Source organism: Nonomuraea sp. NPDC059007 (genome assembly GCF_042740555.1).
In the GTDB taxonomy this organism is placed as follows: Bacteria; Actinomycetota; Actinomycetes; order Streptosporangiales; family Streptosporangiaceae; genus Nonomuraea.
In genome coordinates, this window is record NZ_JBHYJD010000003.1 from 139723 (window position 1) to 153053 (window position 13331).

Here is a 13331-nt window from a genome sequence, read left to right on the forward strand (position 1 = left end):
GCAACCGAATTACCCCTCGCTACGCTGGGCGGATGCACCGGTGCCCGCGATGCGGCTGTTTCGAGTACGGCGGCGCCCCCTCTTGCGCCCGCTGCCGCGACCTCCTGGACACCCTCGTGGAGGACGGCTACCAGGCCTTCCTGAAGGAGGAGTCGCTGCCCGACGACCCGGACCTCGCCGAGATGATCGTCAGCGAGATCAAGCCCTACGCGTGGCGGGTCGTGGACGCCGCCTTCGACCGCCTGACCTGCCCCGCCTGCGGCAGCTGCCGGGGCAGGGGCCCGGCCGGGTGCCCGCCGTGCGATCTGGACGAGGGTTTCCGCTACTCGGCCAGGGAGCCCGACCGTCCCGGCGTGCCGCCCTTGAACGAGCACGCGGTCCGGGTGGGCGCGGCCGTGCTCCGCAACGCGCACCGGCACAGCGAGAAGGCCCTGCTGAGCTGGCGCCTCGGCTTCCCGCTGGTGCTGGCGGGCGGAATGTTCACCACCGCCCAGGCCCAGAACCTGCGGGCCCGTATCAACAAGGGCGCCGGCTACGACGACCTGGCCCCGTGGGTGGCCACCAGACTCCATCCTCCCGTGGTCAACGAGGGAGAGTCTCTTTCTCGGCAGCGTTGACGTCCTGGATGCGTCTTGTCGCGGCGGAACAGCTCAAGGAGTTTTGGTGAAGACGTCCTCGGCGGTGGCGGCGGTCAGGGCGCGCAGCATCCACTCCCGCACCGTCGACTGACGCCGGCAGGAGTCGATGGCCTCGTCCTGAACCCGGTCCACCTTGAGCCGCCGATGCTCCAGCAGCCACCGCAACGTCTCGCGCCGCCCGTGCCAGCGCCCGGCCTCCCAGAAGGGCCCGGTGACGGCGTTCTCGATCAGCAGGTAACGCTCGCCCATCATCAGGTTCTCCAGCTCCGCCCGGTCCTGGGCAGAAAGCCGGGAGCTCAAGTACGAGTAGTAGTGGGCGCCGCGCTCATCCTTCAACACCAGCAGCGCCTTGGCCACACACGCACGGACATCCGGGTCACCACTGGCGATAGCCCACAGTGTGGCCAGTTCGGGCGACTCCGCGATCTTGTCCAACGCGTACCAGCGCCGCAGGTCCCGCGGCCCGACCACCACGGTCTCCAGCCCATGCCGGAACTGGTCGGCCACCTCTTCGTCAAAACAGACGACCATCAGCAGCCCTGTGTCATCCACCCGCCCGCCAACCTGTGCCAACGGAAACCGCAGACACACATTGATCCGCCCGCCGTTGACCGCCGTGACCTCCACCATCGGCGCCTCCGGCTCATCCGCGACAAGCCGCGCATCCCGATACCCGGTCGGCAGCCCACCCTGAGCGACCGACATCAACTCCAGGACGAGACTCGGATGCCGCCTGACCATCTCCAGCGGCATCTCGTACACCTGCGGTCCGGACACAGCGGACTCCTTTCAAAGGGTGACCGTCAGATTACGCTGTGTTTACCGTGGCCGGTGGGCCAATCGATTCTTGTGATGACCCGAGTTGGCCGTGGCCTTCGTCACACCCCCCAGCCCACAACCCGAACCGCAGCTCAGAGCCATGACCCCGGGCACCGCCCCTGGCAGAAGCTCGCCACCTGTCGCCAAAGAACCACCACCCCTCACACCGACGACCGTGGCCGGTCCGTGGTGGACCACAGCGAGCCTGTGACGCTGGCGCCGACAAGCACCCGGCCACGACGTGACGGCCCTCAGCCCGCGAACCACCCAGCGCACGTCACCCAGCCGCAACCACGCGGGGAGCGCGAGGGTTCTCCCTCGCCCGGGGTGTGGGGCAGAGCCCCGCCGTCACAGCCCCGGGCGACAGCGAGGGACCACGCCCTACTTGACGCCTGCCTCCCGCATGTCACGCAGTTCCCGCTTCAGTTCCTTGATCTCGTCGCGCAGCCGGGCCGCGACCTCGAACTGCAGGTCGGCCGCAGACTGGTGCATCTGCTCGGTCAGCGACTCGATCAGCGACTCCATCTGCGCCCGCGGCATCTCTCCCGCGATCGCCTTGGCGTGCTGCCCCGCCGCCTTCGCCGCGAACCCGGGTACGGGCGCCTTGCCGCGTGACTGCTGGCGGCCGCTGCCCATGAGCTGCTCGGTGTCGGCGTCCTCGCGCTGCAGCGAGTCGAGGATGTCGGCGATCTTCTTGCGCAGCGGCTGGGGGTCGATGCCCTTGGCCTCGTTGTAGGCGATCTGCTTGGCCCGGCGCCGGTTGGTCTCGTCGATCGCCCGCTCCATCGAGGGGGTGATCTTGTCGGCGTACATGTGGACCTGGCCGGAGACGTTTCTGGCGGCGCGGCCGATGGTCTGGATGAGGGAGGTCTCCGAGCGCAGGAAGCCTTCCTTGTCGGCGTCGAGGATGGCCACCAGGGACACCTCGGGCAGGTCGAGGCCCTCGCGCAGCAGGTTGATGCCGACCAGGACGTCGAACTCGCCGCTGCGCAGCTCGCGCAGGAGCTCGATCCGGCGCAGGGTGTCGACCTCGCTGTGCAGGTAGCGGACGCGGATGCCCAGTTCCAGCAGGTAGTCGGTGAGGTCTTCCGACATCTTCTTGGTGAGCGTGGTGACCAGGACGCGCTCGTCGCGGTCGGCCCGCTCGCGGATCTCGTGGACCAGGTCGTCGATCTGGCCCTTGGTGGGCTTCACCACGACCTCGGGGTCGACCAGGCCGGTCGGGCGGATGACCTGTTCGACGACGTCGCCCTTGACCCGGCCCAGCTCGTAGGAGCCGGGCGTGGCCGACAGGTAGACCGTCTGGCCGATGCGCTCCAGGAACTCCTCCCACTTCAGCGGGCGGTTGTCCAGGGCGGAGGGCAGGCGGAAGCCGTGGTCGACGAGGGTGCGCTTGCGGGAGGCGTCGCCCTCGTACATGGCGCCGATCTGCGGGACCGTCTGGTGGGACTCGTCCAGGACCAGCAGGAAGTCCTCGGGGAAGTAGTCGAGCAGCGTGTTGGGGGCGCTGCCCGCCTCGCGGCCGTCCATGTGGCGCGAGTAGTTCTCGATGCCGGAGCAGGTGCCGATCTGGCGCATCATCTCGATGTCGTAGGTGGTGCGCATGCGCAGGCGCTGGGCCTCCAGGAGCTTGCCCTGGCGCTCCAGCTCCTCCAGGCGGCCGGTCAGCTCGGCCTCGATGCCGGCCACGGCCTTGGCCATGCGCTCCTCGCCCGCCACGTAGTGGGAGGCGGGGAAGATGTAGAGCTCGTCGTCCTCGGTGATGACCTCGCCGGTCAGCGGGTGCATCGTGGCGAGCTTCTCGACCTCGTCGCCGAACATCTCGATGCGTACGGCCAGCTCCTCGTACTTCGGGATGATCTCGATCGTGTCGCCCCTGACCCGGAACGTGCCCCGGGTGAAGGCCAGGTCGTTGCGCGTGTACTGCATGTCGACCAGGCGGCGCAGGAGCTGGTCGCGCTCGACCTCCATGCCGACCTTGAGCCTGGCCATGCGGTCGACGTACTCCTGCGGCGTGCCCAGGCCGTAGATGCACGAGACCGAGGCGACCACGACGGTGTCGCGGCGGGTCAGCAGCGAGTTCGTCGCCGAGTGGCGCAGCCGCTCCACCTCGTCGTTGATCGAGGAGTCCTTCTCGATGTAGGTGTCGCTCTGCGGGACGTACGCCTCGGGCTGGTAGTAGTCGTAGTAGGAGACGAAATACTCGACCGCGTTGTTGGGCAGCATCTCACGCAGCTCGTTGGCGAACTGCGCGGCCAGGGTCTTGTTGGGCTGCATGACCAGCGTCGGCCGCTGGAGGCGCTCGATGAGCCAGGCGATGGAGGCGGTCTTGCCGGTGCCCGTGGCGCCCAGCAGCACGTTGTCCTTCTCACCGGCCGTGACGCGGCGCTCCAGCTCGGCGATGGCCGTGGGCTGGTCGCCCGAGGGAGTCATCTCGGTGATCACCTCGAAGGGCGCCACCTTGCGCTGCAAATCTGTGACCGGTCGCATGCTGCCACTGTAGGCAACCGCACCGACAGTTCACGCCGTACGCTCGCCGATGCGCGGGAACGGCGTGGTGGAGAAGACGACCTCGACCGGCACCTCGAAGTGGGCGGCGATGCGCAGCGCCAGGTACAGGCTGGGACTGTACTCCCCCCGCTCCAGGTAGCCGACTGTCTGGTAGTGGACGCCGAGCGCGTCGGCCAGTTGCCTGCGGGTGACGCCGCGCTCGGCCCGCAGCAGGGCGATGCGGTTGTAGACGATCTCGCTCATCGCCGCCTATCTTCTCAGCTCACCCGTTGCATCGCCCGCTCGCGGCGCTCCTGCACCAGCGAGCCGGACTCACGCTTGGCCATTCTGCGCAGGATGGGCGGCGCGAGCAGCAGCCCGGCCACCGCCCACAGGCCCAGCACGCCCGTGGTCTCGAAGAACCGCCACGACTGGCCGATCTCCGCGGTGACCGCCGAGTCGGGCAGGAAGGCCGAGCGCATGCCGAGGCCGAGCCAGTACAGGGGGAAGATCTGGCTGACCGTCTGGAGCCACTCCGGCATGGAGGTGATCGGGTAGAAGATGCCGGAGGCCGAGGTGAGGGCGCCGATGGTCAGCATGGAGAAGCCGGCGGCGGCCTGCGGGTTGCTGGTCAGCGAGCCGACGACGGCGCCCAGCGGGAGCGTGGCCAGCAGTCCGAGCACGATCACCCAGGCGAACATGAGCCAGCCGCCCGGCCCGGTGCCGAGCATCGAGGGCACCAGGATCAACCCCGCCGCCAGCACGATCAGCAGGGTGACCAGCCCGGCCGTGGAGGTGCTGACGATCCTGCCGATGAGGTAGCCGGTCATGCCGTGCGGCATGGCCTTGGCCCGTAGCAGCGTGCCGTCCTCGCGCTCGACCGCCAGCGTGCCGACGGTGCCGACCAGGCCGCCCACGGCCACGAGCAGGGCGAGCATGCTGGGCAGCGTGGCCGCCGCCAGCGACAGGTTCGTGCCGGGCAGCTTCACCTCGCGCTGGAAGTACAGCACGACGACGAACGCCAGGGAGATGAGGGCGTTGAAGTACATGTCGGTGGAGCTGGTCAGGCTGTGCCGGAACTCGATCCAGCCCCTGGCCAGGCCGAGCTTCACCGCGTGAGTGGTGGCGTTCACCGCTCCTCCTTCCGCACGATGGCCATGTAGGTGTCCTCCAGGGTGGCCCGCCGTACCTCCAGGTCCTCGATCGCGTCGCCGTACTGCGCGAAAAGGCCCTGCACGAAGCGGGTGGCGTCGTCGGTGGCGTGCACGAACAGCTCGCCTTCGCGGCTCCAGCGGACCTGGGCGTCGCGCGAGACGCCACGGGCGAGCTGGTCGGGGCTGCCGTCGGCGACGATGCGGCCGCCCGACAGGATGAGGATGCGGGCGGCGAGCTTCTCGGCCTCGTCGAGGTCGTGGGTGGTCAGCAGGATGGTGGTGGAGTCCAGGTCGGACAGCCGGTGCACCAGGTCGTGGAAGTCGCGCCTGGCCTGCGGGTCGAAGCCCGCGGTCGGCTCGTCGAGGAAGAGCAGTTCCGGCCGGCCGACGATGCCGATCGCGACGTCGAGCCTGCGCCGCTGCCCGCCGGACAGCCGGTTGACGCGCTTGCCCGCGTGCTCGGCGAGCCCGACCGCCTCGATGAGCTCGTCCGTGGGGTACGGCGTGCGGTACGGCTCGTAATAGCGCCCGACGTGCCGCAGCAGTTCCCTGACCCGCCACCGCCCGTGGTCGCGCCACGACTGCAGCACGACGCCGATCCTGGCCCGCCACGCCTCCCCGCCCTGGGCGGGGTCCTGGCCGAGCACGCGGACGTGCCCGGCGGAGCGCCCGCGGAACCCTTCGAGGATCTCGATCGTGGTCGTCTTGCCCGCCCCGTTGGGACCCAGCAGGGCGATCACCTCTCCCGCCTCCACGGTGAAGCCGACACCGTTCAGCACCTCGCGCGGACCGTAGTTCATCCGCAGGCCGCTGACCTCGATGACGGCGTCGTCGCGGGCGGGTTCCGCGTTCAGTGGGAGCTCGCTCAGAGCCTCCATCATCCCTCCCGATAGTAGGACTACTACATTGATAGCACACCTGCTATGCACCGCAATACATCTGTGACAGGGCATTGCAAGCGAACAGTAAGTCGCACCCGATACGGTCAAGAGCGGCCTGAACAGGAAAAGAGAGGTGCGATGTCACGACCCAGAGAGGCCCTGATCCAGGCAGGCCAGGGGATAGCCCAAGCGGTGGTTCAAGGTGGCGACCTGCGGCAGGCGGTCGGCCAGGCGGTGGACCAGGCCGGGCAGCAACTCGCCGCCCAAGCTCCTGGGTTCGCCCTCAACCCGCATGACTTCGCGGCCGCCCGGGACGGCGGCGTGTCGACGGGCACGGTCATCGAGGCCAGGAGCGCCTCGCTCAACGAAGCCGGCGAGATCGTCAACCGCAGCTTCAGCGAGAACGGCATGCACGTCATCTCCCCCGTCGTGATCCCCAAGGGGACGACGGCCAAGGTGGTGGTGCCGCTCGGCATCCTCGTGGTGCTCGGCCTCATCGGCGCGCTCGGCGGCATCATCCCGAACACCGATCTGTTCTTCGGCCCTCACTACTGGCTCGTGCTGGTGCTGGCCGCGGTGTTCCTGTGGTGGCGGCGCAGCGTCGTCATGGTGCCCGAGGGCTGCAAGGCCCTGATCACCAAGTTCGGCAAGCTGGTGCAGATCGCCGACCCCGGCCGGGTGACGCTGCTCAACCCGTGGAAGCGGGTCAGCTACATCGTCAACACCACCCGCGAGTACCCGTTCAACGCCCCGATCAGCGAGGCGCCGACGCAGCAGGGCGTCAAGGCGAGCGTCGACCTGTTCCTGCAGTTCAGGATCGAGAACCCGGCGGAGTTCATCTTCGTGCTCGGCTCGGTCAGCGGCTTCCAGTCCAAGCTGCAGAACTCCGTCAGCGAGGTCACCCGCTCCCTCATCTACGCCCAGCGCGCCGAGGACATCTACGACCTGGTGGGCGAGAGCACCCAGGGCATCCTGGAAAGCCTCAACCAGCAGTTCCTGCCGGCGGTACGGCTGACCGACGTGAACATCACCCACGCCGAGCCCTCCAGCCAGGAGTACCGCATGGACCTCGCGGCCCCCGAGATGGTACGGGTGGCCAAGGAGGCCTACACCTACGAGTACGAGCTCCAGCTGCGCAAGGAGCAGAACGAGGGCGACCTGATCAAGGAGCTGGCCGGGCTGCAGGAGACGCTCAGCGCCATCCAGGCCGAGATCGCCGGCTACCAGGCCAGGATGGACACCGCCCTTGAGCGGGCCAGCCACCAGGCCAAGGCGCAGGCCGGGCAGCGCCTGGTCGAGGCGGAGTCCACCGCCAACGCCAACGCCGCCCTCCTGGAGGCGCAGGCGCTGGACATCAGGGCGCTGAGCGCCGCCGAGGCGCCGGAGATCCTCGACTACCGCTTCCAGCAGGACCTGCTGACCAAGCTGGAGTCCGTGGCCGCGAAGCTGCCCCAGGTGGTGCAGGTGGGCGAGGAGACCGACATCGACTTCCTCGCGCTGGCCCAGCAGCTGATCGGCGGCAAGGGGGCGGCGCTGTTCTCGCCCGAGGACATGGCCGCCATCAGGAGCAGGCTCTCCGAGATCGGGCAGCGGGTGGCCGGCCGCGAGGTCGAGATCGCCGCGCTGCTGAAGAAGGTCGCCCAGCCGGCCGACGCCACCGAGCTGCCGGAGATCGCGGCCGATCCGCCCGGCGACGCGGACAAGACCGTGGAGCGTCCGCTGCCTGCCGTACAGAAGGAGGGTGAGCTCTGATGGCGCGCGAGTTCTCGAAGATCAAGGAGTCGCTGGCCTCCTGGTCGGACATCAGGCAGCTGCTGCGCGGCGGCGAGCAGGGCCAGCTGGTGCCGGTCGTGATTCCCAAGGACCGGCGCGGCTTCGCGTGGATGGCCCTGATCTTCCTGGCCCTGTACTTCGCCGGGCTGGCGATCTTCTCCGGCTGGCTCTGGGCGGCTCTGTCTGCCGCGGCGCTGGTGGTGATCGCGGCCGTGTGGATGTGGCGCAAGGCCATCATCGAGATCGAGGAGGGCACCACCGGGGTCCGCAGCAGGTGGGGCGCGATCACCGGAACGCTCCCGCCGGGCCGCCACTACCTCTGGCTGCCGTGGGACCGTGTCGACGCCGTCGTCGACACCTCCACCGAGATCCCCTACTCGGCGCCGATCGTGGCCTGCCCGACGGCCGAGAACGTGCCGCTGAAGTCGATCGAGTTCTTCCTGAAGTTCCGCATCGTCGACCCGGTCGCCTTCGTGCGCACCATCGGCGCGGGCAACTTCGACCTCGTGCTGTCCAGCGCCGTCCAGGACGCCATCCGCCAGCGCAGCCGCCGCGTCAACACCGAGCGCGCCTACGACCTGCGCGGCTCCGACGTGGGCGACATGCAGGACGCGCTCAGCCGCCAGCTCGGCCGGTACGGCGTGCGCATCATCGGCGCCAACATCCCCGACGTCCAGCTGCCCGACCAGTACCAGCAGCACCTGGCCACCCGCGAGAAGGTCGCCAAGGAGCTGTCCGCCTACGAGCGCGAGTGGGAGCTGACGCGCAAGCGCCGTATCGACACGCTGCTCATGGAGATCGAGCGCTCCAAGAAGACCCGCGACGCCCGCGTCGTCGAGGTCAAGGCCGCGCACAACACGGCCCGCAAGGACGTCGCCCGCATGCTGGAGGAGCAGGAGACCGAGGCGCAGCGCGTGCGCTGGGAGATCGAGGCCCGCGGCCGCGCCGACCTCACCGCCGCGGAGAACGAGGCGAAGGCGCTGCGCAGGCTGGCGGAGTCCTACCGCGACAACCGCGCCGTCCTGCAGTATGAACTGGCTCGCCGCCGCCTCGACGTCGGTGCCAAACTGGCCGAGAGCGCTCCTCAGCCCCTCGTGGTTCGTACGGCCGGCGGCCAGTCCGACCCGATGTCCACCCTGCTGCTCGCCCAGCTCCTCCCCCGGCTCTCCGGCTCCCACGGAAACGGGTCAGGCACTACCTCTTAGGAGAACCCCATGGTGTTCCGCAAGTTGAAGGCCGCGTTCGGCGCCGGCGTCGAGGTCGACACCGTCCTGAGCAATGCCACCGTCCGCCCGGGTGAGATGCTCCGCGGCGACGTGCACTTCAAGAGCAGCGGCTCCGACTACAAGGTCGAGGGCATCCACATCGAGTTCACCGCCGTGGTCGAGATCGAGAGCGGCGACAGCGAGTACCGCTCGACCTACAGCTTCCTGCGCCAGCAGGTGTCGGGGCCGTTCCACCTGGCGGCGGGGACCTCGCACAGCCACCCGTTCGAGATCCCGGTGCCGTGGGAGACGCCGATCAGCGCGATCGGCGGCCACGCGCTGCCGGGCATGCGGCTGGGCGTCCAGACCGAGCTGGCGCTGGCCGGCGCGCTGGACAAGGGCGACCTCGACCCGCTGTTCGTCAGCCCGCTGCCTGCCCAGGAGCACATCATCACGGCCCTGGACCGGCTGGGCTTCGGCTTCAAGAAGGCCGACCTGGAACGCGGCACGCTGTACGGCTCGACGATGCCGTTCTTCCAGGAGATCGAGTACTACGCCGGCGGCCAGTGGCGGCGCCACTTCAACGAGCTGGAGCTGACCTTCATCGCGGGCCCGTCCCAGATGGACGTCATCCTGGAGGCCGACAACCGGGGCGGCTTCCTCAGCTCGGGCGGCGACTCCTACAACCGGTTCACCGTCCGCTACGGCGACCACCCCGGCGCCGCCGAGCAGGCGCTCCAGCAGGGCCTTGAGGCGATGGCCCGCCGCCGCGGCTGGTTCTAGAACGCTCCCGCCGCCTGGCTCACGGCCCGAACATCCCGGGCCGGACGAGGTACATCCTCTTGAGCCAGGCGGCGTAGCGCGGCCCTGACTCGGCGCGGTAGTCGTGGCGCCGGTAGACCTGGAACGCGGCCTCCTTCAGCCGCCTGGCCCGCCAGTCGAGGTTGGACGGCCAGCCGGTCATCGTGTAGCCGCGGTAGGCCAGCAGCTTGAGCTTCATCCCCCGCGCGGCCTCGGCGGCGAACTTGGCCGAGGCCGTGTGGTCGGTGTGGTCGCCGTGCCCGTCGGGCGGGTTGGGGTCGAGGGTGCGCAGCACGGTCGGCCGGTAGCGCTGGTAGAGCGCGCGCAGCGTGGCGAGCACGTCCTCCCTGCGTACGCACGGGTGCGGGCACGGCCCGGTGAACCTGCGGACACAGGCGTCCCTGGACCACATCCTGGCCAGCGCGTCGTGCCCGCCGTCGGCTCGCGGGTCGCCGCCGTCGGGCAGACCGGCGAAGACGAGCCTGATCCTGGGGCTGGCGGCGAGCGTGTCGACGCGGACCGGCAGCCGGCCGAGGCTCAGGACGCGCGAACGCCAGACGTTCGGCACCCCGGCGAGGTAGGCGTAGGCGGCCTTGATGCCGTCCTGCCGGTCGCGGACGTAGGCGCGCGGGTCACGGTCGTCCTCCACCCCGGTCGGCCCCTCGCCGGCGGTCAGGTAGATCGTCGTGGTGACCCGGCCGCCGGCCACCGCGCCGAACAGGTCGGGGCTCATGAAGAGCAGGTCGTCGTCGGCGTGCGCGACGACCTGGACGAAGCGGTCGGCCCGCTCGGCGGCCACCACCTGTCTCATCGTCCACGGCAGCACCGGGCAGACCGTGAACACGACCAGCACCAGAGCGCACACGACGGCCCCCGCCGCCCTGACCCACTTCATCCCCGTTTGCAACCCCCACAACTAGCGTAAGACCAGGTCAGCGGCGTACCTCATCAAAGGGGTGGATTCTCGTCTCCTCCCCAGGTACGGGATCATGCTCTGGTGATCGCATGACCGGCTCGTTACCATGACGTGGGGGAACTGACTGATCGTTGCGGATGCGGGGCGAGACGATGGGGCGGGTCGGCGCGGCGCTGAAGCGGGTCGCTCCGTGGGCGGCGCAGAACGCCGACGGCGCGATCGCGCTCGGCTTGGCGATCACCGTGGGCATCCTGGGGATCATGCCGGACGAGCTCTTCGGCAAGGACGGCCAGGAGATCCAGAACCAGCTCGTCAGCGCCGCGACGCTGGTCATCCTCGCGCTGGTCGCCACCGCCCTGCTGCGCGACCGGCTGCGCCAGGCCCCCGTCGAGGCGACCATCACCTCTGGCGCCCTGTCCGAGCTCCCGGTCCGCCTGGCCCGGCTGGAGCAGATCGAGACCCTCGTCACCGGCACCCGGCGCGCCCTCGACGAACTCCAGCTGGTCAGGGTTCTGGCCAGCCCGCTGGAGATCGCCCAGGCGCACGGCGACGCGCGTACCGGCACCACCCGGTGGAGCTTCAAGGGCGGCACCGGGACGTTCCTGCGCGCCGTCACGCTGCCCGAGTGCGTGGCGGCCGCCCGCAAGGACAAGCGTCACCTGACCGTCCGCATCGAGATCATCGATCCGACCGACAACGAGGTCTGCGAGGCGTACGCCCACTACCGCCGCTCGCTGGCCGACGCCCCGGACGTCACCGGCGAGACGTGGACCACCGACCGGGTCAGGAAGGAGTCCTTCGCGACGATCCTGGCCGCGTTCTGGCACCGCCAGCGCTACGGCCTGCTCGACATCGGCGTGGGCCTGTCCTCCACGATGACCACCTTCCGCTGGGATCTGTCCGCCAGCAGGGTGATCATGACGATCGAGGACCCGAACCGCGCGATGACCGCCCTGGCCGGAACCTTCTACTACGAAAGCTGTGACACCGAGCTCCGGCTCAGCCTGGAGCAGGCGCGCCGGGTTCCGCTGGAGTCCTACAAGCAGGTACCGCTGAGCGACGAGCCCACGGTCGAAGAGGTCCAGGAACTCTTCCGCGGGGTCGAGCTGCCGCTGCCCAGGACGTACAACGATCGCGACATCGTCGACATCGCCCGCAAGGCCTTGCGGGCCAAGGATCCGTATGAGCTACCGCAGCGCACATGAGGAACTCACCGCGGCGCGCGCCCGCGCATGGGTGAGCACCGCCATCCGGGGGGACTTCCACGGTGTGCACCATCCGCTGGGATTCGTCTGCCTGCCGCTCGACCGCACCGGCGGCGACGGCGTCTGCCTGCACCTGTGGTCGCGCCGCCTGCCCGGCGCGGGCAGCACCACCTCGCAGATCCACTGCCACAGCTGGGACCTGGTCAGCCACGTCCTGTACGGCCAGGTGCGCAACGTCCACGCCGTCGTGACCGACACGCCCGCCGCCGAGGCCACCCACCGGGTGTTCGAGGTGGTCAGCGGCGCCGACGGCGACCGCATCTCGCCCACGCCGCGCACCGTGCGCCACTCGACCGGGCTGGTCGAGGTGTTCGGCGCCGGCGACACCTACACGCTGCCCGCCGACAGCTTCCACTCCAGCGTCGTGCCCGAGGGCGGCGAGGCCGCCACGATCGCGCTGGGCTCGGGGCGTACCGGCAGCCGCGACCTGTCGCTGGGCCCGCTCGGCGCGCCCGGCCACCATGTCGCCCGCCGCCCGCTCGACGACGGGGAACGGGCGCTGGCCGTCCAGCTGGTCCTGACTCACTTTGGGGGTCCGTGATGGATCTGGAGCGTGCGCGCGAACTGGCTGTGGAGGCCGCGCGGGCGGCCGGGCGGCTGCTGGCGGCCGGCACGGCGGACGCGTTCGGCGTGCACGCCAAGGGCGCGGCCGGTGACGTCGTCACCGACCTCGACCTGGCCTCGGAGAAGGTGCTGGTCGAACGCATCCTGACCGCCTACCCCGGCCACGCGGTGATCGCCGAGGAGTCCGGCCTGCTGGGCGCCGCCGGGGCGGAGTGGACCTGGCTGGTCGACCCGCTCGACGGCACCAACAACGTCGCCATCGGCCTGCCCGCCTACGTGGTGGGGCTGGCGTTGTGCCACGCCGGCCGTCCCGTGCTCGGGGTCGTGCACGACCCCGTGACCCGCCAGACGTGGTCGGCGATCCGCGGTCACGGGGCACTGTCCCCTTCAGGTGTACGGCTGGCGCCGCCCGCCCGCCCCCTCCCCCACGGCCCCCTGCTGGCCTGGACCCAGGGCTACACGGTCACCCGTGACGACGCGACCGTCCTCGGGCTGAAGGCGGCCCTGGAACTGCACTCGCGGCGCGTCCTGCAGCTCTGGGCCCCGTTGCTGTCCTGGGTCATGCTGGCCAGGGGGGACATCGACGGCATGGTCGGCTACCGCGCGGAGGCGGTCGACCTGCCCGCGGGCGCTTTGATCGCCCAGGAGGCGGGGATGGAGATCCGGGCGCTGGACGGCTCGCCGTTCGACGAGAACGTCAACGGCACCGCGGCGGACCGCAGCTTCGTCGCCGCCCACCCCGACACCCTCCCCACCCTCCTCCCCCTCCTCACCTCAGCGACCCGGCCCGGCGCGGGTCACCACCGCCCGGGGTGACCCGCGGAG

13 protein-coding genes are annotated in these 13331 nt (G+C 69.9%); 7 read left to right on the forward strand and 6 right to left on the reverse strand.

Going from position 1 to position 13331, the window contains the following annotated elements; translation table 11 throughout:
- Positions 1–32 precede the first annotated feature (32 nt).
- Positions 33–617, forward strand: coding sequence for a hypothetical protein (locus ACFWY5_RS06010; protein WP_379630671.1), 585 nt, complete (start codon positions 33–35; stop codon positions 615–617).
- A 33-nt stretch (positions 618–650) separates the two neighbouring features.
- Here ACFWY5_RS06010 and ACFWY5_RS06015 read toward each other — a convergent pair whose 3' ends face one another.
- From ACFWY5_RS06015 to ACFWY5_RS06035, 5 genes are all read right to left on the reverse strand, one after another.
- Entirely contained in the window at positions 651–1415 is a 765-nt protein-coding gene (locus ACFWY5_RS06015; RefSeq protein ID WP_379630672.1) for a hypothetical protein, read from the reverse strand.
- A gap of 423 nt (positions 1416–1838) precedes the next feature.
- Positions 1839–3947: an excinuclease ABC subunit UvrB gene (gene uvrB, locus ACFWY5_RS06020; protein ID WP_379612937.1), complete on the reverse strand. Its 2109-nt coding sequence runs from the start codon at positions 3945–3947 to the stop codon at positions 1839–1841.
- A 30-nt stretch (positions 3948–3977) separates the two neighbouring features.
- Positions 3978–4211 carry a helix-turn-helix transcriptional regulator gene (locus ACFWY5_RS06025; protein ID WP_184960935.1) on the reverse strand — a complete coding sequence of 78 codons (234 nt, stop codon included), beginning with the start codon at positions 4209–4211 and terminating at the stop codon, positions 3978–3980.
- A gap of 14 nt (positions 4212–4225) precedes the next feature.
- Positions 4226–5080 carry an ABC transporter permease gene (locus ACFWY5_RS06030; protein ID WP_379630673.1) on the reverse strand — a complete coding sequence of 285 codons (855 nt, stop codon included), beginning with the start codon at positions 5078–5080 and terminating at the stop codon, positions 4226–4228.
- On the reverse strand, positions 5077–5982 hold the full coding sequence (locus ACFWY5_RS06035; RefSeq protein WP_379630674.1) for an ABC transporter ATP-binding protein: 906 nt from the start codon (positions 5980–5982) through the stop codon (positions 5077–5079). Before ACFWY5_RS06035 ends, ACFWY5_RS06030 begins: the two co-directional genes overlap by 4 nt.
- A 138-nt stretch (positions 5983–6120) precedes the next feature.
- Between ACFWY5_RS06035 and ACFWY5_RS06040 the strand changes: the two genes are divergently transcribed.
- The 3 genes from ACFWY5_RS06040 to ACFWY5_RS06050 are packed head-to-tail and all read left to right on the forward strand — an operon-like array spanning position 6121 to position 9743.
- Positions 6121–7734 carry an SPFH domain-containing protein gene (locus ACFWY5_RS06040; protein WP_379612940.1) on the forward strand — a complete coding sequence of 538 codons (1614 nt, stop codon included), beginning with the start codon at positions 6121–6123 and terminating at the stop codon, positions 7732–7734.
- Positions 7734–8960, forward strand: coding sequence for an SPFH domain-containing protein (locus ACFWY5_RS06045; protein WP_379612941.1), 1227 nt, complete (start codon positions 7734–7736; stop codon positions 8958–8960). The genes ACFWY5_RS06040 and ACFWY5_RS06045 overlap by 1 nt, the downstream gene beginning before the upstream one ends.
- A gap of 9 nt (positions 8961–8969) precedes the next feature.
- Positions 8970–9743 (forward strand): sporulation protein, encoded by a 774-nt coding sequence (locus ACFWY5_RS06050; protein WP_379612942.1) that lies wholly within the window; start codon positions 8970–8972, stop codon positions 9741–9743.
- Between the two features lie 19 nt (positions 9744–9762).
- Here the strand turns inward: ACFWY5_RS06050 and ACFWY5_RS06055 are convergent, their stop codons facing one another.
- Positions 9763–10656 carry a PIG-L family deacetylase gene (locus tag ACFWY5_RS06055; RefSeq protein WP_379630675.1) on the reverse strand — a complete coding sequence of 298 codons (894 nt, stop codon included), beginning with the start codon at positions 10654–10656 and terminating at the stop codon, positions 9763–9765.
- Between the two features lie 158 nt (positions 10657–10814).
- Between ACFWY5_RS06055 and ACFWY5_RS06060 the strand changes: the two genes are divergently transcribed.
- The 3 genes from ACFWY5_RS06060 to ACFWY5_RS06070 are packed head-to-tail and all read left to right on the forward strand — an operon-like array spanning position 10815 to position 13322.
- On the forward strand, positions 10815–11882 hold the full coding sequence (locus ACFWY5_RS06060; RefSeq protein WP_379630676.1) for a hypothetical protein: 1068 nt from the start codon (positions 10815–10817) through the stop codon (positions 11880–11882).
- Positions 11860–12483, forward strand: a complete 624-nt coding sequence (locus ACFWY5_RS06065; protein ID WP_379612945.1) for a hypothetical protein — start codon at positions 11860–11862, stop codon at positions 12481–12483. Before ACFWY5_RS06060 ends, ACFWY5_RS06065 begins: the two co-directional genes overlap by 23 nt.
- Entirely contained in the window at positions 12483–13322 is an 840-nt protein-coding gene (locus ACFWY5_RS06070; RefSeq protein ID WP_379630677.1) for an inositol monophosphatase family protein, read from the forward strand. The genes ACFWY5_RS06065 and ACFWY5_RS06070 overlap by 1 nt, the downstream gene beginning before the upstream one ends.
- The last annotated feature ends 9 nt before the right edge of the window (positions 13323–13331 follow it).

Excerpts from the sequence above, each read along its gene's own strand:
- ACFWY5_RS06070 (WP_379630677.1), top strand. The coding sequence starts at position 12,483 with ATGGATCTGGAGCGTGCGCGCGAACTGGCTGTGGAGGCCGCGCGGGCG.
- ACFWY5_RS06065 (WP_379612945.1), top strand. The coding sequence starts at position 11,860 with ATGAGCTACCGCAGCGCACATGAGGAACTCACCGCGGCGCGCGCCCGC.
- ACFWY5_RS06035 (WP_379630674.1), bottom strand. The coding sequence starts at position 5,982 with ATGATGGAGGCTCTGAGCGAGCTCCCACTGAACGCGGAACCCGCCCGC.
- uvrB (WP_379612937.1), bottom strand. The coding sequence starts at position 3,947 with ATGCGACCGGTCACAGATTTGCAGCGCAAGGTGGCGCCCTTCGAGGTG.
- ACFWY5_RS06055 (WP_379630675.1), bottom strand. The coding sequence starts at position 10,656 with ATGAAGTGGGTCAGGGCGGCGGGGGCCGTCGTGTGCGCTCTGGTGCTG.
- ACFWY5_RS06045 (WP_379612941.1), top strand. The coding sequence starts at position 7,734 with ATGGCGCGCGAGTTCTCGAAGATCAAGGAGTCGCTGGCCTCCTGGTCG.
- ACFWY5_RS06040 (WP_379612940.1), top strand. The coding sequence starts at position 6,121 with ATGTCACGACCCAGAGAGGCCCTGATCCAGGCAGGCCAGGGGATAGCC.
- ACFWY5_RS06060 (WP_379630676.1), top strand. The coding sequence starts at position 10,815 with ATGCGGGGCGAGACGATGGGGCGGGTCGGCGCGGCGCTGAAGCGGGTC.
- ACFWY5_RS06010 (WP_379630671.1), top strand. The coding sequence starts at position 33 with ATGCACCGGTGCCCGCGATGCGGCTGTTTCGAGTACGGCGGCGCCCCC.
- ACFWY5_RS06050 (WP_379612942.1), top strand. The coding sequence starts at position 8,970 with ATGGTGTTCCGCAAGTTGAAGGCCGCGTTCGGCGCCGGCGTCGAGGTC.
- ACFWY5_RS06025 (WP_184960935.1), bottom strand. The coding sequence starts at position 4,211 with ATGAGCGAGATCGTCTACAACCGCATCGCCCTGCTGCGGGCCGAGCGC.